Annotated in this window: 16 protein-coding genes; 3 read left to right on the forward strand and 13 right to left on the reverse strand. The window is 60.3% G+C overall.

What is annotated here, in order from left to right; translation table 11 throughout:
* Positions 1-113: 113 nt before the first annotated feature.
* A complete protein-coding gene (locus BUE92_RS21880; RefSeq protein WP_005792528.1) occupies positions 114-1,454 on the forward strand; it encodes a hemolysin family protein in 1,341 nt (446 codons plus the stop codon).
* Between the two features lie 139 nt (positions 1,455-1,593).
* Here the strand turns inward: BUE92_RS21880 and BUE92_RS21890 are convergent, their stop codons facing one another.
* From BUE92_RS21890 to BUE92_RS21920, 7 genes are all read right to left on the reverse strand, one after another.
* On the reverse strand, positions 1,594-2,493 hold the full coding sequence (locus tag BUE92_RS21890) for a response regulator (protein WP_073526229.1): 900 nt from the start codon (positions 2,491-2,493) through the stop codon (positions 1,594-1,596).
* Positions 2,494-2,657: 164 nt separating this feature from the next.
* Positions 2,658-3,419: a phosphate signaling complex protein PhoU gene (gene phoU / locus BUE92_RS21895; RefSeq protein WP_034129125.1), complete on the reverse strand. Its 762-nt coding sequence runs from the start codon at positions 3,417-3,419 to the stop codon at positions 2,658-2,660.
* A gap of 70 nt (positions 3,420-3,489) precedes the next feature.
* On the reverse strand, positions 3,490-4,323 hold the full coding sequence (gene pstB / locus BUE92_RS21900) for a phosphate ABC transporter ATP-binding protein PstB (protein WP_003195626.1): 834 nt from the start codon (positions 4,321-4,323) through the stop codon (positions 3,490-3,492).
* Positions 4,324-4,463: 140 nt separating this feature from the next.
* Positions 4,464-6,134 (reverse strand): phosphate ABC transporter permease PstA, encoded by a 1,671-nt coding sequence (gene pstA, locus BUE92_RS21905; RefSeq protein ID WP_073526232.1) that lies wholly within the window; start codon positions 6,132-6,134, stop codon positions 4,464-4,466.
* Positions 6,135-6,149: 15 nt separating this feature from the next.
* A complete protein-coding gene (locus BUE92_RS21910; protein WP_178380742.1) occupies positions 6,150-8,183 on the reverse strand; it encodes an ABC transporter permease subunit in 2,034 nt (677 codons plus the stop codon).
* Positions 8,184-8,666: 483 nt separating this feature from the next.
* Complete coding sequence (locus BUE92_RS21915) at positions 8,667-9,653, reverse strand: phosphate ABC transporter substrate-binding protein PstS (RefSeq protein WP_073526237.1); 987 nt, start codon at positions 9,651-9,653, stop codon at positions 8,667-8,669.
* Positions 9,654-9,839: 186 nt separating this feature from the next.
* On the reverse strand, positions 9,840-11,129 hold the full coding sequence (locus BUE92_RS21920) for an MFS transporter (RefSeq protein WP_073526238.1): 1,290 nt from the start codon (positions 11,127-11,129) through the stop codon (positions 9,840-9,842).
* Positions 11,130-11,532: 403 nt separating this feature from the next.
* Between BUE92_RS21920 and BUE92_RS21925 the strand changes: the two genes are divergently transcribed.
* Together BUE92_RS21925 and BUE92_RS21930 are read left to right on the forward strand one after the other, a co-directional pair.
* Positions 11,533-11,937: an acyl-CoA thioesterase gene (locus BUE92_RS21925; protein ID WP_003176975.1), complete on the forward strand. Its 405-nt coding sequence runs from the start codon at positions 11,533-11,535 to the stop codon at positions 11,935-11,937.
* Positions 11,938-11,995: 58 nt separating this feature from the next.
* On the forward strand, positions 11,996-12,895 hold the full coding sequence (locus BUE92_RS21930) for a D-hexose-6-phosphate mutarotase (protein ID WP_073526239.1): 900 nt from the start codon (positions 11,996-11,998) through the stop codon (positions 12,893-12,895).
* Between the two features lie 116 nt (positions 12,896-13,011).
* Here BUE92_RS21930 and BUE92_RS21940 read toward each other — a convergent pair whose 3' ends face one another.
* The 6 genes from BUE92_RS21940 to BUE92_RS21965 form a co-directional block, all read right to left on the reverse strand.
* On the reverse strand, positions 13,012-13,548 hold the full coding sequence (locus tag BUE92_RS21940; protein ID WP_073526240.1) for a DUF3299 domain-containing protein: 537 nt from the start codon (positions 13,546-13,548) through the stop codon (positions 13,012-13,014).
* A gap of 77 nt (positions 13,549-13,625) precedes the next feature.
* Positions 13,626-13,871, reverse strand: coding sequence for a GlsB/YeaQ/YmgE family stress response membrane protein (locus BUE92_RS21945; RefSeq protein ID WP_073526241.1), 246 nt, complete (start codon positions 13,869-13,871; stop codon positions 13,626-13,628).
* A 105-nt stretch (positions 13,872-13,976) separates the two neighbouring features.
* Positions 13,977-15,062: a 5-(carboxyamino)imidazole ribonucleotide synthase gene (locus BUE92_RS21950; protein WP_073526243.1), complete on the reverse strand. Its 1,086-nt coding sequence runs from the start codon at positions 15,060-15,062 to the stop codon at positions 13,977-13,979.
* An 11-nt stretch (positions 15,063-15,073) separates the two neighbouring features.
* Positions 15,074-15,565, reverse strand: a complete 492-nt coding sequence (gene purE, locus BUE92_RS21955; RefSeq protein ID WP_003195648.1) for a 5-(carboxyamino)imidazole ribonucleotide mutase — start codon at positions 15,563-15,565, stop codon at positions 15,074-15,076.
* A 196-nt stretch (positions 15,566-15,761) separates the two neighbouring features.
* Positions 15,762-17,066: a type II toxin-antitoxin system HipA family toxin gene (locus BUE92_RS21960; protein WP_081372210.1), complete on the reverse strand. Its 1,305-nt coding sequence runs from the start codon at positions 17,064-17,066 to the stop codon at positions 15,762-15,764.
* On the reverse strand, positions 17,063-17,443 hold the full coding sequence (locus BUE92_RS21965) for a helix-turn-helix domain-containing protein (RefSeq protein ID WP_073526245.1): 381 nt from the start codon (positions 17,441-17,443) through the stop codon (positions 17,063-17,065). The genes BUE92_RS21960 and BUE92_RS21965 overlap by 4 nt, the downstream gene beginning before the upstream one ends.
* Positions 17,444-17,566: the final 123 nt, after the last annotated feature.

Consider the following 17,566-nt stretch of genomic DNA (forward strand, 5'->3'; position numbering starts at 1 on the left):
GCAGCGGGCACTAGGCAAGCGCCCCGTCAGCCGCTACATTGGCCGACTTGTGCCTGCCTTTCAGGCCCACCTGTCACCCCTTATTGAACACACGGAACCTGCAAAACCCCATCATGGACCCTTCCCCTGGCATTACCCTCGCTACACTCTTCGCCGATTTCGGCATGATTCTTTTTGCACTGATCCTGGTACTGCTCAACGGTTTCTTCGTTGCGGCGGAATTTGCCATGGTCAAACTGCGCGCCACCCGCGTCGAGGCCATCGCCCATAAGAACGGCTGGCGCGGGCAGATCCTGCGCACCGTGCACAGTCAGCTCGACGCCTACCTGTCGGCCTGCCAGCTGGGTATTACCCTGGCATCCCTGGGCCTGGGCTGGGTCGGTGAGCCGGCCTTTGCGCACATCCTCGAGCCAATGCTGGGCGCGATCGGCGTGCAGTCGCCGGAGGTGATCAAGGGCGTGTCGTTCTTTGCCGCCTTCTTCGTGATTTCCTACCTGCACATCGTGGTCGGTGAGCTGGCCCCCAAATCCTGGGCGATTCGCAAACCCGAGCTGCTGTCGCTATGGACGGCAGTGCCGCTGTACCTGTTCTACTGGGCAATGTACCCGGCCATCTACCTGCTCAACGCCAGTGCCAACGCCATTCTGCGCATCGCTGGCCAAGGCGAGCCTGGCCCGCACCATGAGCACCATTACAGCCGCGAAGAACTCAAGCTGATCCTGCACTCCAGCCGTGGCCAGGACCCCAGCGACCAAGGCATGCGCGTACTCGCCTCCGCCGTGGAAATGGGCGAGCTGGAAGTGGTGGACTGGGCCAACTCCCGGGAAGACCTGGTGACCCTGGACTTCAACGCCCCGCTCAAGGAAATCCTCGCGCTGTTCCGTCGCCATAAATTCAGCCGCTACCCGGTGTATGACGCGGTTCGCAACGAGTTTGTCGGCTTGCTGCACATCAAGGATTTGCTGCTGGAACTGGCGGCCCTGGACCATATCCCCGAATCGTTCAACCTGGCCGAATTGACCCGCCCGCTGGAACGCGTATCGCGGCATATGCCGCTGTCGCAACTGCTGGAACAGTTCCGCAAAGGCGGCGCGCACTTCGCCCTGGTGGAAGAAGCCGACGGCAAGATCATCGGCTACTTGACCATGGAAGACGTGCTGGAAGTGCTGGTGGGTGATATCCAGGACGAACACCGCAAGGCCGAGCGCGGCATCCTCGCCTACCAGCCCGGCAAACTGCTGGTGCGTGGTGACACGCCGTTGTTCAAGGTGGAACGCCTGCTGGGCGTCGACCTGGACCACATCGAAGCCGAAACCCTGGCCGGCCTGATCTACGACACGCTCAAACGCGTGCCGGAAGAAGAAGAAGTGCTGGAAGTTGAAGGCTTGCGAATCATCATCAAGAAGATGAAAGGGCCGAAGATCGTATTGGCCAAGGTGCTGCTGCTGGACTGACTGTAGAACCGGGCGCCTCCTGTAGGAGCGAGCTTGCTCGCGAAAAACGCACAGGCGCCGCGTTTATTCAGGAAGCACGCGTTATCGTTAACGTTTTTCGCGAGCAAGCTCGCTCCTACAGGGGCAGGTGTCGCTGTGCTTAAGCACCCGGCACGAAATGCTTCTGCGCCGTGCCACGGGCGATCAGGCGGGAAATGTAGTCCAGCTTCTGCGCATCCTGGTCGATAAAGCGGAAGGTCAGTTGCAACCAGTCGCTGTCGGGCTTGGGCTCGTAGGCAACGATGGCGTGCAGGTAGCCGTTGAGCCGTGCGACTTCGGCGTTGTCGCCCTGTTCAAGGTCGAGCACGGCGCTTTCCAGGACTTGTGGCAGGACCTCGCCACGCTTTACCACCAGCAACGCTTCCTTGATGCTCAGGGCCTTGATCACGCATTGCTGGGTGCCGCTGGAAAGGCGCAACTGGCCCTGACCGCGACTGCCAGCCGGCGCCGCTGCTGCGGGGGCCTTGATTGGCGGGGTGTTGAGCAGGCCTTTGCTGGGCGCCGCCACCGGGGCCGGCTTGACCGCTTCGGGTTTGCCGCCGGTCAGCGCGCTCAGGGAGTCGTTGCCAAAGGCTGAGTTCATCTTGGTCGGCGCGCTGGCAATCAGCGCATCGAGGCGACCGATCTTGTGCAGGGCCTGCTTGACCTTGTTGAGCAACTGCTCGTTGGTGAACGGCTTGCTGACGTAGCCGGAAACCCCCGCCTGAATCGCCTGCACCACGTTTTCCTTGTCGCCACGGCTGGTCACCATGACGAACGGCATGGCCTTCAGGTGCGCTTGCTCGCGGCACCAGGTCAACAGCTCAATGCCGGACATTTCCGGCATTTCCCAGTCACACAGCACCAGGTCGAAGGTTTCGCGCATGAGGATGGATTGCGCCTTTTTGCCGTTCACCGCATCTTCGATCTTGATCCCGGGGAAGTAATTGCGCAGGCACTTCTTCACCAGGTCGCGAATAAACGAGGCGTCATCCACCACCAACACACTGACTTTACTCATCGACCCTTCATCCTATAAAAACGTCTGCAAAACGCCTGACTGATGGCATTTTGCCAAAACTCGCGGGTCACAGAAGGACTTTATGGCGCCTGCTGTGCAAAAAATTCAGATGCCGCAAACGAAAACGCCCGGCCAGAGGCCGGGCGTTAATTTCTCGGGCAACCTTACTTATCGTCAGATTCGCCCGGAACATTAGGGATTAGATCAGCAGTGCCTTCAACTTCGGCCTTCATGCGCTTGAGGCCCATGTGCCGCACGTCGGTGCCGCGCACCAGATAAATCACCAATTCCGAGATATTGCGCGCGTGGTCGCCGATACGCTCTAGGGAACGCAGCACCCAGATAATGTTCAAGACCCGCGAGATCGAGCGCGGGTCTTCCATCATGTAGGTGGCCAACTCGCGTAGCGCAGTCTTGTATTCGCGGTCGATGATCTTGTCGTACTGCGCCACCGACAACGCCAGTTCGGCGTCAAAGCGGGCGAAGGCGTCGAGAGCATCGCGCACCATGTTGCGCACCTGATCGCCGATATGGCGCACTTCCACGTAGCCACGGGGGGCCTCACCCTCTTCGCACAGCTGGATGGCGCGGCGGGCAATCTTGGTGGCTTCGTCGCCGATGCGCTCCAGGTCGATCACCGACTTGGAAATGCTGATGATCAAACGCAGGTCCGAGGCCGCTGGCTGGCGGCGGGCAAGAATGCGCAGGCACTCTTCGTCGATATTGCGTTCCATCTGGTTGATCTGCTCATCAATCTCACGCACCTGTTGAGCCAGGCCCGAGTCGGCCTCGATCAGCGCGGTGACCGCATCATTGACTTGCTTCTCCACCAGCCCGCCCATCGCCAGGAGGTGGCTGCGCACTTCCTCAAGCTCGGCGTTGAACTGCGCGGAGATGTGGTGGGTAAGGCCTTCTTTGCTAATCATGTTGGCGTCCTTGGAGCGTCCGGTAAGGTGCGGAGAACCGCAGCGTCAGTGCAATCAGAACCACAGCTTCCTAGCCGTAGCGACCGGTGATGTAGTCTTCGGTCTGCTTCTTCGCCGGATTGGTGAACAGGGTGTCGGTGTCGCCGAACTCCACCAGCTTGCCCATGTACATGAAGGCGGTGTAGTCGGAAACCCGCGCCGCCTGTTGCATGTTGTGGGTCACGATGACGATGGTGAACTTGGACTTGAGCTCGTAGATCAGCTCTTCGACTTTCAAGGTGGAGATCGGGTCGAGGGCCGAGCACGGTTCGTCGAGCAGCAACACTTCCGGCTCTACGGCGATGGTACGGGCGATCACCAGGCGCTGCTGCTGGCCGCCGGACAAGCCGAGTGCCGATTCGTGCAGGCGGTCCTTGACCTCGTCCCACAATGCCGCGCCCTTGAGCGCCCACTCAACCGCTTCGTCGAGAATGCGCTTCTTGTTGATGCCCTGGATACGCAGGCCGTAGACCACGTTTTCGTAGATGGTCTTGGGGAATGGGTTGGGCTTCTGGAACACCATGCCCACGCGACGACGCAACTCGGCCACGTCTTCGCCCTTGCGATAGATATTGGTGCCGTAGAGGTTGATTGCACCTTCTACACGGCAACCGTCCACCAGGTCATTCATGCGGTTGAAGGTACGCAGCAACGTGGACTTGCCGCAGCCCGACGGGCCGATGAAGGCGGTCACGCGTTGCTTGGGGATGTTCATGCTGACGTCGAACAGCGCCTGCTTGTCGCCGTAGTACAGGCTCAGACCAGGGACTTCGATGGCCACGGTTTCCTGGGCCAGGCTCAGGCTTTGCTTGTCGCGACCCAGGGCAGACATGTTGATGCCGTGGGATTGGGTTTCGTGTTGCATGGGATGCTCCCTGTGCTACCAATTCATTGTGTGGGAGCGGGCTTGCTCGCGAATGCGTCGTATCAGTCGCCAGGTGTGTTGAATGACACACCGCATTCGCGAGCAAGCCCGCTCCCACATGTAATCCGCGTTCACTTCAATTAGCTGTCCAACGCCTTGTACTTCTCGCGCAGGTGGTTACGAATCCACACCGCCGACAGGTTGAGCGTGGCAATCACCAGTACCAGCAGCAACGCGGTGGCGTACACCAGCGGCCGTGCGGCTTCGACGTTCGGGCTCTGGAAGCCGACGTCATAAATATGGAAGCCCAGGTGCATGATCTTCTGGTCCAGGTGCAGGTACGGGTAGTTGCCATCCAGTGGCAGCGACGGCGCCAGCTTCACCACACCCACCAGCATCAGCGGTGCCACCTCACCGGCGGCACGCGCCACGGCGAGGATCATGCCGGTCATCATCGCCGGGCTGGCCATCGGCAGCACGATCTTCCACAGCGTTTCCGCCTTGGTCGCGCCCAATGCCAGGGAGCCTTCGCGCACGGTGCGAGGAATCCGCGCCAGGCCTTCTTCGGTGGCCACGATCACCACCGGCACCGCCAGCAGCGCCAGGGTCAGCGAGGCCCAGAGCAAGCCCGGGGTACCGAAGGTCGGCGCAGGCAGCGCTTCAGCGAAGAACAGACGGTCGACCGAGCCCCCCAATACATACACGAAGAAGCCCAGGCCGAACACGCCGTAGACGATGGCCGGTACGCCGGCCAGGTTGTTCACGGCGATGCGGATGATGCGGGTCAAAGTGTTCTGCTTGGCGTACTCACGCAGGTACACCGCGGCCAGTACGCCAAACGGGGTCACGATCATTGCCATGATCAGGGTCATCATCACGGTGCCGAAGATGGCCGGGAAGATCCCGCCTTCGGTGTTGGCTTCCCGCGGGTCATCGCTGAGGAATTCCCAGACCTTGCTGAAGTAGAAACCGATCTTGGTCATCGTGCCCATGGCGTTCGGCTGGTAGGCGTGCACCACTTTGCCGATGCCGATTTCCACTTCCTTGCCGTTGCCGTCACGCGCCGTCAGGGCGTCGCGGTTGAACTGTGCATGCAGGTCGGCCAGGCGCGCTTCGATGTCCTGGTAGCGGGCGTTCAGCTCGGCGCGGTCGGCGTCCATGTCGGCCTGGGCGGCGGCGTCGAGCTTGCCTTCCAGTTCCAGTTTGCGACTGTGCAGGCGGATGCGCTCCAGCCCTGCGTTGATCGCGCCGATATCGGTTTTTTCCAGGCTCTTGAGCTGAGCGGCCAGCTTGTTCACGCGGTCCACGCGGGCTTGCAGCTCCGGCCACGCGGCCTCGCCTTCGGCAATCACCTTGCCGTCCTGCTTGACGTTGACCAGGGTGCCGTAGAAGTTGCCCCACTCACGACGCTCGATGGCCATCAGGTTCGCAGGCTTGGTCTGGTCCTTCAGCCACTCACCGACGATCCAGGTGAAGTCGTTGCCGTTCAGGTCGCGGTTGCCGACCTTGATCAGCTCACGGGTCATGAATTCCGGGCCTTGGTCCGGCACCGGCAGGCCCGCACTTTTCAGGCGCTCACGCGGCACTTCTTCTTTCTGCACCACTTCGCCGATCACGATATGGTTGGCCTGGCCTGGCACGTTGTAGTTGGCCTGGATCAGGTCGGCCGGCCAGAAATGGCCCAGGCCCCGCACCGCAATCACAGCCAGCAAACCAATGGTCATGATGACCGCGATGGACACCGCGCCACCGCTGATCCAGACGCCGGGGGCGCCGCTCTTGAACCATCCATTCAGGGAGTTCTGTTTCACAGACTTCTACCTTTCTTAAAGCGACGAGTATTTCTTGCGCAGACGCTGACGAATCAGCTCGGCGAGGGTGTTCATGATGAAGGTGAACAACAGCAGCACCAGCGCCGAGAGGAACAGCACGCGGTAATGACTGCCGCCCACTTCCGACTCGGGCATCTCCACCGCAACGTTGGCCGCCAGGGTGCGCAGGCCCTCGAACAGGTTCATCTCCATCACCGGGGTGTTACCGGTGGCCATCAGTACGATCATGGTCTCGCCCACGGCGCGGCCCATGCCGATCATCAGCGCCGAGAAGATGCCCGGGCTGGCGGTGAGGATGACCACGCGGGTCATGGTCTGCCACGGCGTGGCGCCCAATGCCAGGGAGCCCAGGGTCAGGCCGCGTGGCACGCTGAACACGGCGTCTTCGGCGATGGAGTAGATGTTCGGGATCACCGCGAAACCCATGGCCAGACCGACCACCAACGCGTTGCGCTGGTCGTAGGTAATGCCCAGATCGTGGGAGATCCACATGCGCATGTCACCGCCGAAGAACCAGGTTTCCAGGTACGGGCTCATGTACAGCGAGAGCCAGCCCACGAATAGGATCACCGGAATCAGGATCGCGCTTTCCCAACCATCGGGAACGCGCAGGCGGATCGACTCAGGCAAGCGGCTGAAGACAAAGCCGGCGACCAGGATGCCAATCGGCAACAGCATTAACAGGCTGAAAATGCCCGGCAGGTGCCCTTCCACATACGGCGCCAGGAACAGGCCGGCGAAGAATCCGAGGATCACCGTCGGCATGGCTTCCATCAGCTCGATCACCGGCTTTACCTTGCGGCGCAGGCTCGGCGCCATGAAGTAAGCGGTGTAGATCGCTGCAGCAACCGCCAGTGGCGCCGCCAGCAACATGGCGTAGAACGCGGCCTTCAAGGTACCGAAGGTCAGCGGGGCCAGGCTCATCTTGGGTTCGAAATCGGTGTTGGCGGCCGTGGACTGCCAGACATACTTAGGTTCGTCGTAGTTTTCGTACCAGACCTTGCTCCACAACGCGCTCCACGACACTTCCGGGTGCGGGTTGTCGAGCAACAGCGGTTGCAGCTTGCCGCCCGCCTCGACGATCACACGGTTGGCCCGTGGCGACATGCCGAACACGCCCTGGCCGTCAACCACCGGGTCCACCAGCAAGGTGCGGTGGGCAGTGCTGTGGAACACGCCGAACTGGCCAGCAGCATCCAGGGCGGTGAAGCCTTTGCGGCGCTCTTCAGCGCTGATTTCGACGATGGGCGCGGTGCCCATCTGGAAGGTGCGGATCTGCTTCAGGCGCTGTTCGCCATCGGGGTCGCGGGCCATGAACCATTGGGCCAGGCCGCCTTTGGAGTTACCCAGGATCAGCGAGATGCCGCCGACCAACTGGGTGCTGGCGGTGATTTCCGTGTCGGCGTCTTCCAGCAGCTTGTAGCGCCCGTTGAGGCTCTTGTCTCGCAGGCTGAACACATCGGCCAGGGCACGGCCGTTGATCACATACAGCCACTGCTGGCGTGGGTCGATGAAGATCGCCTTCACCGGCTCGGTCATCTGCGGCAGCTCGACACGCTTCTGCTCGCTGGTGACTTCACCGGTCATCATGTTTTCTTCACGGCTCAGGGTCAGCACGTTCAAGTGCGAACCGGCGGAACCTGCCACCACCAGGGAGGTGTCGGTGGCGTTGAGCGCAACGTGTTCCAGCGGGCGACCGGCGTCATCCAGCACGATCGGCGTTTCGCCGTAGGGGTACTCGATAGCTGGGGTGATGGTTTTCTTGCCGTCCGGGTACGACACCTTATAGGTGTGGCGGAACACCAAAGACTGGCCATTGGACAAGCCGAGGATCACCAGCGGGCTGCCCGGCTGATCTTCACCCATGGAAGCAACGCTGGTACCGGCCGGAATCGGCAGGTCGACACGCTTGAGCTCGGCACCGGTGTCCACGGCAAAGAACAGCGCCTGGCCCTTGTCGGAAACCCGCATGGCGACCTGGTTCTGTTCTTCGAGGGAGATCATCAACGGCTTGCCGGCGTCCTGCATCCAGGCGGGCGTCAACGCGTCTTCCTTGGTCAACGAGGCGCCCTGGAACAACGGCGCGACCACGTAGGCGAGGAAGAAGAAGATCAGGGTAATAGCAGCCAGCACGGCGAGGCCGCCGACCAGCACATACCAACGGGTGAAGCGATCCTTGAGCGCGCGGATTCGGCGCTTGCGTTGCAGCTCAGGCGTATTGAAATCAATGCGCTTGGGAGGGGAAGTCGTCGTCATGGTGGAATTGGCCAGATCATTCATGCGCACACCCTAGCGATCCTGTATGACAGAAAGATGACAGTGCAGTGACGCAACAAATCCGCCGCGAAGCAGGGCTGGCAGCGGATAAAAAATTAGGAGTTTCTGTAGGAGCGAGCTTGCTCGCGAAGATCGTCAACGATAACGCGCCGTTTCTGAATAAACGCGGTGCCCTATCGCCTTTCGCGAGCAAGCTCGCTCCTACAGAAGGCCGGTTCTACCCAGCCCAGCTACTTAGTTGCCTTCTTTCAGACCCAGGTCAGCCAGGGCCTTGGCGGCGACTTTGGCTGGTAGTGGGATGTAGCCGTCTTTGACTACCACTTCCTGGCCCTGCTTGGACAGCACCAGTTTCACGAACTCAGCTTCCAGCGGCGCCAGTGGCTTGTTCGGGGCTTTGTTGACATATACGTAGAGGAAACGCGACAGCGGGTACTTGCCGTTCAGGGCGTTTTCTTCGGTGTCTTCGACGAATTCAGTGCTGCCTTTCTTGGCCAATGGCACGGTCTTCACGCTGGCGGTCTTGTAGCCGATGCCCGAGTAACCGATGCCGTTCAGCGAGGAGCTGATCGACTGCACGACCGAGGCCGAGCCCGGTTGTTCGTTCACGTTTGGCTTGTAGTCGCCTTTGCACAGGGCTTCTTCCTTGAAGTAGCCGTAGGTGCCGGATACCGAGTTACGCCCGAACAGTTGCACTGGCTTGTTGGCCAGGTCGCCGGTCACGCCCAGGTCGCCCCAGGTTTTCACATCAGCCTTGGCGCCGCACAGACGCGTCGAGGAGAAGATCGCATCGACCTGTTCCATGGTCAGGTGCTGGATCGGGTTGTCCTTGTGCACAAATACCGCCAGGGCATCCACGGCAACCGGGATAGCGGTTGGCTTGTAGCCGTACTTCTGCTCGAAGGCCGCAAGTTCCGTGTCCTTCATCTTGCGGCTCATCGGGCCCAGGTTGGAGGTGCCTTCAGTCAACGCAGGTGGCGCAGTGGCAGAGCCGGCAGCTTGAATCTGGATGTTGACGTTCGGGTATTCCTTTTTGTAACCCTCGGCCCACAGGGTCATCAGGTTAGCCAGGGTATCGGAGCCGACGCTGGACAGGTTGCCCGACACACCAGTGGTCTTGACGTAAGCCGGGATTGCCGGATCGACACCAGCGGCCACCGCGTTGGCGGTCGCAACGCCAGCAGCGACAAAAGTCATTGCCGCCATCAAACGTTTCAGTTTCATGCCTTGCTCCTAGCAGATAGGGATAATTGGATCGGGGCCAAGTATCGGCAGGCCGTGTGAACACTCTATGTCTGATATATGACAATTAGATGAAAGGCCACTATCGCAAGGTAAAGTAAAAAACAGAATGAACACTTTCATTGTGATGAGGGTGTTTGCTCCCCCACCACATTGATCAGGCTGGTTTTAGCGGCCGCGTTTCCACAAGTAGCTGCCTACCGCCATCCCCATCACACAGAGGATAGCCACGTAGTAAGCCGGCCCCATCGGGCTCTCCTTCATCAGCAGCGACACCACCAATGGCGTCAGCCCACCGAAAACGGCATAGGCGACGTTGTAGGAGAACGACAGGCCACTGAAACGCACCACCGGCGGGAAGGCTTTGACCATCACGTAGGGCACTACGCCGATGGTGCCGACAAACAGGCCAGTCAGGGCATACAACGGGAACAGCCAGTCGGGGTGGGCCATCAGGCTGTGATACAGCGTCCAGGAAGTCACCAGCAGCAGAGCGCAACCGGTAACCAGCACACGGCCGGCACCAAAACGGTCGGCCAGGGCACCCGAGGCGATGCAACCCAGGCTCAGGGTCACGATGGCCAGGCTGTTGGCTTGCAGCGCAACCGTAGGGCTGAAGTGGTAGATGGTCTGCAGCACCGTCGGGGTCATCAGGATGACCACCACCACGCCGGCCGACAGCAGCCAGGTCAGCAGCATCGACAGCACAATGGCGCCACGGTGATCGCGCAACACGGCGCGCAAGGGCAGCTCAGCGGCCAGGCTCTTGCGTTGCTGCATCTCGGCGAAGATCGGGGTTTCATGCAGCCAGCGACGCAGATACACCGACAGCAGGCCGAATACGCCGCCGAGCAGGAAAGGAATCCGCCAGGCGTAATCAGAGACCTGTTCAGGCGTATAGGCGCTATTGATGGCGGTAGCCACCAACGAGCCCAGCAGAATACCGGCGGTGAGACCGCTGGTCAGGGTGCCGCAGGCATAGCCGATATGGCGCGGCGGGACGTGCTCGGAGACGAACACCCAGGCGCCCGGCACCTCGCCGCCAATGGCTGCGCCCTGGATCACGCGCATCAACAGCAGCAGTAGCGGTGCCCACAGGCCGATCTGTGCATAGGTCGGCAGCAGCCCCATGATCAGGGTGGGTACGGCCATCATGAAGATGCTCAGGGTGAACATCTTCTTGCGCCCCAGCAGGTCACCAAAGTGCGCCATGACGATGCCGCCCAAGGGGCGCGCCAGGTAGCCGGCGGCGAAGATGCCGAAGGTCTGCATCATGCGCAGCCATTCGGGCATGTCGACAGGGAAGAACAGTTTCCCGACCACAGTGGCGAAAAACACAAAGATGATGAAGTCGTAGAACTCCAGCGCTCCACCCAAGGCAGACAGCGACAGGGTTTTGTAGTCGTTGCGGGTCAGCGGGCGCGAGGGTTGCGCACTGCTTGCGGGCACGGAGGACATGGCAAGGCTTCTCTTATAGTAATCATCGTAAAGGACTGCACGCCCGACTTGCGGCGGGTTTGGCAAGATAGCAAATCGCCTGAAAAAGCACAGCGCCAGGAGCACAGTTGCGCGCAAAAGCCCCGATACAGCGCCTATTTACCGACCAAATGAGCGTCGGGAGGTCGTCGTGGCGCCAGGGTCTCGATATACTCGCCGGTGCAAGCGCCAGACCCGCTGTCTTGAGGGGCTGCTGTGCCAAAACGTTGTTGGGTGCCATCCAGCCGATTTGGCAGAGTTTCCCTTTAGTTCGCCTTACGAGAAACGCATCGAGCGGTGTATGTTGGTGCGCAAACGTTTTTCCAGAAGACGGCTATCCACTTGAAATACCCATGAAGCGTCACGGGTCAGAGGCACCCTCGGCATGATCGAACTCGAACAAGAAGATCCTATCCCGCAAGGCGATCTCGCCCTGCAAATCACCGCGCTCCCGCGTGAAACCAACGGTTTTGGCGATATCTTCGGCGGCTGGCTGGTCGCGCAGATGGACCTGGCCGGCACGGCAATGGCCAGCAAGGTCGCCGGTGGGCGCGTGGCCACCGTGGCCATTGATCGCATGGCGTTCCTGGTGCCGGTGGCCGTGGGTGCGCAGCTTTCTTTCTATACCCAGGCCCTGGAAATCGGCCGCAGCTCGATCCAGATGATGGTCGAAGTGTGGAGCGACGATCCGTTGTCCAGCGAATGGCGCAAGGTGACCGAAGCCGTATTCGTGTTCGTCGCCATCGATGGCAGCGGCCGCACGCGCTCGGTACCGTCACGGGCGCGTTAAACCTCGCCGGGTTTTAACGGTCAATTGCCCCATTGCCTGCCACTAAGAGAGCTTTGTTATGCCTACGCCCCACGTTGAGACGGTAAAAATCGACGAGCTGGACTGCTGGCGCATCCGCCACAACGGCACCGAGCTGATGGTGGCCCAACAGGGTGCGCATATCTTCAGTTACCAGCGCGAGGGCGAACAGCCACTGATCTGGCCGAACCCTGAGGCAGTGTTCAAGCAGGGCAAAGGCATTCGTACCGGCGTACCGGTGTGCTGGCCCTGGTTCGGGGTGTTCGACCGCAACCCGCAAAGCGTCAAAGCCATGCGCCAGAGCGATCAGCCTGCCGGCGCCCACGGTTTTGTGCGCACCGCACGCTGGGAACTGGCCAACACCGAACTCGACGGCCAGACGCTGCGAGTGGACCTGGTATTGCCGGTGCCGGCTGGCGGCTTTCCAGGCTGGCCCCATCAGGTAGACCTGACGCTGAGCCTGCTGTTGGACGACCAACTGCACATCCGCCTGACCAGCCACAACCGCGGCGCCGACACCGTGACCCTCAGCCAGGCATTGCACACCTACTTCGCCGTGAGCGATGTGCGCAAGGTGCAGGTCGAGGGCCTGGATGGCGTGGCTTACATCGACACCGCCGATGGGTGGGCCGAGAAACAGCAAGCCGGACTGCTGCACTTCAGCGCCGAAACAGACCGCATTTACCTGAATACGCCGACACAGCTGAATATCGTCGATAGCGATTGGCAGCGCCGTATCCAGCTCACCAGCGAAGGCTCGAAATCCACCGTGGTCTGGAACCCCTGGACCGAACGCGCCAAGGCTTTCGACGATATGGCCGATGACGGCTGGCAGGGTATGTTGTGCATCGAGACGGCCAACGTGCTGGACGATGTGGTGAGCCTGGCGCCCGGCGAAAGCCACACCTTGGGCGTGAGCGTCACGACCCTGGCCTTGTAAACCCAATCCAATGTGGGAGCTGGCTTGCCTGCGATGCAGACAACTCGGTGTGTCAGAAACACCGAGGCGCTGCTATCGCAGGCAAGCCAGCTCCCACAGGGGCTATGCTTTGGGCTTTAGAGATCAGACTCCTTCACCACCCGCACCTTCCCGGCCTCCAGCGCATACGCGGCATCCGCCAAGTCGTTATTGACCTTCTCCACCTTCAACGTGCCCGTGACCCACAGCGGCGTGTAGATGTCATCCAGCTTCAACCCCTTGGGATAGCGCACCAGCACCAGTTGATTAGGCGGCGGTGGCGGCACGTGTATGCAGGCGCCCGGGTAAGGCACCAGGAAGAACAACGTGCTGCGGCCCTTGGCGTCCGTTTCAAGCGGCACCGGATAGCCGCCAATGCGGATACTCTTGCCGTTCATGGCCGCTACGGTCTTGGTGGAATACATCACCGCAGGCAGGCCCTTGCTCTGCTTCAAGCCACCCTTTTCGGTGAACGTGCCTTGAGCTTCGGGGGAGTTGTGGTCTATTTCGGGCATGGCCTCGAGGGCTTTCTGATCCGACAGCGGCATCAGGTCGAGCCAATCGGTTTCCGGCAGTTCGCCAGCGTGCGCCAGGCCAGAGCCCAGCAGAAGAAGCGTTAACAGAAGACGGCGCATGGAGAGGCTCGGCAAATACAAGTGCCGAGCATTCTAGCCCTCTGCGCCTGCGCAGCGCAGAGGACTTTGTCGGCTGATTACTTCTTTTTGATCAGGCCGTAGATCACCAGCAACACGACGGCACCCACCAGCGCACCGATGAAGCCTGCACCCTGGCCTGCCTGGTAGATCCCCAGGGCCTGACCGCCGTAGGTCGCGGCCAGGGAACCGGCGATACCCAGCAGGATGGTCATGATCCAGCCCATGCTGTCGTCGCCAGGCTTGAGGAAGCGCGCCAGCAGGCCGACGATCAAGCCGATAAAGATGGTTCCGATGATACCCATGGCATTTCCCTCTGATTGGTATGAGTCATGCCAAAGCCTAGTCAGGCTTTGGCATCCTGCAATCAGAGAGACGCAGAACCCCAATGGTTCCCGCCGGGGAGAGGCTTATTGTTCGGCGATCAGCGCTTCGACCTTGAGAATCTGCGCTTGCAGCGTCGCGCGGTCCTTGCAACGCAGGTTGGCGTGGCCGACCTTGCGCCCGGCCTTGAAGGCCTTGCCGTAGTGATGCACGTGGCAATCGTCGATCGCCATCACACGCTCCACCGGCGGTACAGAGCCGATGAAGTTGAGCATGGCGCTCTCGCCGACCTTGACCGTGGAGCCCAACGGCAAGCCCGCCACCGCCCGCAGATGGTTTTCGAACTGGCTGCACTCGGCGCCTTCGGTGGTCCAGTGCCCGGAGTTGTGCACACGCGGGGCGATTTCGTTGGCCTTGAGGCCGCCGTCGACTTCAAAGAACTCGAACGCCATCACGCCAACGTAGTCCAGCTGCTTGAGCACACGGCTGGAATAATCTTCGGCCAGGGCCTGCAACGGGTGGTCAGTACTGGCTACCGACACTTTCAAGATGCCGTTGACGTGGGTGTTGTGCACCAACGGGTAGAAGCGGGTTTCACCATCACGAGCACGCACGGCGATCAGCGAAACTTCACCGGTGAACGGCACGAAGCCCTCCAGCAGGCAGGCGACGCTGCCCAGCTCGGCAAAGGTGCCGACCACATCGGCGTCGGTGCGCAGGACTTTCTGGCCCTTGCCGTCGTAACCCAGGGTGCGGGTTTTCAACACCGCCGGCAGGCCGATGCTGGCGACCGCGGCGTCCAGGTCGGCCTGGGACTGGATGTCGGCGAAGGCTGGGGTCGGAATACCCAGGTCCTTGAACATGCTCTTTTCGAACCAGCGGTCGCGAGCAATGCGCAAGGCTTCGGCGCTCGGGTACACCGGCACGAACTGCGACAGGAAGGCCACGGTTTCAGCCGGGACGCTTTCGAATTCGAAGGTCACCAGGTCGACTTCATCGGCCAGTTGGCGCAGGTGATCCGGGTCGCTGTAGTCAGCCCGCAGGTGTTCACCCAGGGCCGCAGCGCAGGCGTCCGGCGCCGGGTCCAGAAAAGCGAAGTTCATCCCCAGCGGCGTACCCGCCAAAGCCAGCATGCGGCCCAGTTGGCCGCCACCGATTACACCGATTTTCATCAATAACAACCTCAGGCGATGCGTGGGTCTGGATTGTCCAGCACGCTGTCTGTCTGCTCAGCACGGAATTTTTTCAGCACCGCATGAAACTGCGGGTGCTTGGCGCCCAGGATACTGGCCGACAGCAAGGCTGCGTTGATCGCGCCGGCCTTGCCGATCGCCAGGGTTGCCACCGGAATGCCGGCCGGCATCTGCACGATGGACAACAGCGAATCCACGCCCGAGAGCATCGACGACTGCACCGGCACGCCAAGCACCGGCAGGTGAGTCTTGGCCGCACACATGCCAGGCAAGTGCGCCGCGCCGCCGGCACCGGCGATGATCACCTCGATGCCACGGGATTCTGCTTCATCGGCATACTGGAACAGCAGATCCGGGGTGCGGTGGGCGGAGACCACCTTCACTTCGTACGGAATGCCGAGTTTTTCCAGCATATCGGCGGTGTGGCTAAGGGTGGACCAATCGGACTTGGAGCCCATGATCACGCCAACCAATGCACTCATCGTCGTGCCTCTTCTCTCTGGGCGCCCGCAGGCGCGTCAAAAAACAACAAGCCACGCGGGAGACCGGCGTGGCTTGGTGTACGAATTAAGGCCGGTTTGGACCGGCCGAAGGCCGCGCAGTATACCGTAATAATCCAGATAAACAGCCCCTGGGATGACCATCTGTCTAGCGGCGCAAAGTGGCGGTTTTATTGACTTAAGAGTCAGGCGAAAGGTCCAGCCGATGGGTCTTGGCAATGGCATCGATCATGACCGACGAGAGCCCCACTTTTGCAGCGGTCACAGGCCATTGCGTCACCGCCTCATGCACCTCTCGGATGATCTGCTTGGCCTTCAGCCCTTTGATCTGGCTGCCCACACTGAGCAGGTCAGCCATCACAAAATTGTCGCGCTTACCGTTGATACTCATCTGATGGCTGTCGACCCAGAAGTTTCCAGGCATGTAGGACCAGGTAACGTCATAGGCAGGCGACAAATACCAGGTACCGTCAGTGTCCAGCAAAAAGCTGATGTTCTTGGTGTGGTCGTCCTGGTTTCGAGCGATAACGTTGAACACCATGCGCCTGAAAAACTGCTCCGCCTCCCGGCGCCCCAGTTTCAGCGCCCTGAACACGTTCAGGGCCTCGGCGTAGGAGTACTCGCCAGGTTTGTTGTAGTCAGCATGATCCAGTGCGCACAAGGTCGCGGTATGAATTTTGTCACCTTCATCGGTCCGGTCGAATCGCTTGGTCATGAAGTGGGCACGCCCACCCTCTTCGAGCAAACGGCACTCAGTCATTACCACACCTGCTTGCCTGGCCATCAGGTAATAGGCGTACTCGATGCGACCAAACCCCTGGCTATCGGCAAGCACATCGGTGTTTTTTGCGACATCAAATTTGAGCAACCAGTAGCTATAACCTTTGGGCGCTGGCACCTGCCCTGACCTGATGTGCCCTTCGCTATTGATGGCAATGATCGCCTTTGCGCGAGCGCCACCGGCACTTGTGCCCACCTGAATCAAGCGCTGCAACGCGGCGTCGTCGACGCTAGGGTCATTGGATGTCAGCCGGTCCTCCAGGCTTTGGCGCCCCGAGAGCACCTCCCCAGCCAACTGGGCCAACGCCGCGATCTCGATGGTTTCGGCCTCATTAGCCTCAGTATTCATGGCCGGCCGATATTCCAGCGCGCCCATACCGCGATTACCTTGGTAGAGGAGTCGATCCACCGGAGTGAACGAAAGCTTGTCGCGCCCCTGCTGCGCCAACCATGCGTTGATCAATGCATTACCGAAGTCATCCGGAAGCGAGTCGGCAAAAATCGCCGGAAGCGCCTTATAGGTTTCCCGGTTCAGGTTGGTGAATGCGTAGGTGTACCCGGCGCGGGCGGGCATGTGAATGGGCGAGATCTCAAGCCCCGTGGAGACAAACTCGGGTGAAAATTCGAACTCGCCCACCTGGGTTGTCTCGTCCCAATTGAGCGCTCCGACGTATAAACCCCATAAATAGATCTGTGCAATCACCAACGGGTGTCCTTTTTGACTGCGTCGGGCACAAGGCGCTTTTTCTGGCCCGGTATAGAGATGGTTTCGGATGAGTCTTTGCGGGTGGTATAGGCGCGCTGACGTTTTTTCCCAGCCATTTTCGCCATCTGGATGGGGCTTGAACGCACCTCCTCGACCAGAGAACTCAACCGATCCAGTTCCCCGATCACCCGCAATACCGCAATCAGATTGAGCAAGGTGCCCTTGCCCGCCATCAACTGCCGTAACGTCGTGCGGGAAATACCCGCCTCCTCGGCAACCGTTTCCTGATTGATGTTCTTCTTCACCCTCAAGGCTTCAACACGCGAGCCAATCGTTTGTGCGATAGCTTGCTCACTCATCGTCGTCATTCGCATTTTGTGCAGTTTCCTGATCAAAAGATGGATTTACACAAACCTTTGATCAGTATTCTAGCCAATATTTACCCGACAAGTGATTACGCATTGAACAATACTTTTTGGGCAGAAAAGTGATCAAAA

Origin of the sequence: Pseudomonas fluorescens, from assembly GCF_001902145.1 — a bacterium.
Classification (GTDB): Bacteria; Pseudomonadota; Gammaproteobacteria; order Pseudomonadales; family Pseudomonadaceae; genus Aquipseudomonas; species Aquipseudomonas fluorescens_BV.

What these genes read in the sequence shown, in the direction of transcription:
- phoU (WP_034129125.1), bottom strand. Translation starts at nt 3,419, where the DNA reads ATGATTAGCAAAGAAGGCCTTACCCACCACATCTCCGCGCAGTTCAAC.
- BUE92_RS21945 (WP_073526241.1), bottom strand. Translation starts at nt 13,871, where the DNA reads ATGGGTATCATCGGAACCATCTTTATCGGCTTGATCGTCGGCCTGCTG.
- pstB (WP_003195626.1), bottom strand. Translation starts at nt 4,323, where the DNA reads ATGCAACACGAAACCCAATCCCACGGCATCAACATGTCTGCCCTGGGT.
- BUE92_RS21890 (WP_073526229.1), bottom strand. Translation starts at nt 2,493, where the DNA reads ATGAGTAAAGTCAGTGTGTTGGTGGTGGATGACGCCTCGTTTATTCGC.
- purE (WP_003195648.1), bottom strand. Translation starts at nt 15,565, where the DNA reads ATGAGTGCATTGGTTGGCGTGATCATGGGCTCCAAGTCCGATTGGTCC.
- BUE92_RS21910 (WP_178380742.1), bottom strand. Translation starts at nt 8,183, where the DNA reads ATGCAGGACGCCGGCAAGCCGTTGATGATCTCCCTCGAAGAACAGAAC.
- BUE92_RS21965 (WP_073526245.1), bottom strand. Translation starts at nt 17,443, where the DNA reads ATGCGAATGACGACGATGAGTGAGCAAGCTATCGCACAAACGATTGGC.
- BUE92_RS21950 (WP_073526243.1), bottom strand. Translation starts at nt 15,062, where the DNA reads ATGAAAATCGGTGTAATCGGTGGCGGCCAACTGGGCCGCATGCTGGCT.
- BUE92_RS21880 (WP_005792528.1), top strand. Translation starts at nt 114, where the DNA reads ATGGACCCTTCCCCTGGCATTACCCTCGCTACACTCTTCGCCGATTTC.
- BUE92_RS21930 (WP_073526239.1), top strand. Translation starts at nt 11,996, where the DNA reads ATGCCTACGCCCCACGTTGAGACGGTAAAAATCGACGAGCTGGACTGC.
- BUE92_RS21915 (WP_073526237.1), bottom strand. Translation starts at nt 9,653, where the DNA reads ATGAAACTGAAACGTTTGATGGCGGCAATGACTTTTGTCGCTGCTGGC.
- BUE92_RS21925 (WP_003176975.1), top strand. Translation starts at nt 11,533, where the DNA reads ATGATCGAACTCGAACAAGAAGATCCTATCCCGCAAGGCGATCTCGCC.
- BUE92_RS21920 (WP_073526238.1), bottom strand. Translation starts at nt 11,129, where the DNA reads ATGTCCTCCGTGCCCGCAAGCAGTGCGCAACCCTCGCGCCCGCTGACC.
- BUE92_RS21940 (WP_073526240.1), bottom strand. Translation starts at nt 13,548, where the DNA reads ATGCGCCGTCTTCTGTTAACGCTTCTTCTGCTGGGCTCTGGCCTGGCG.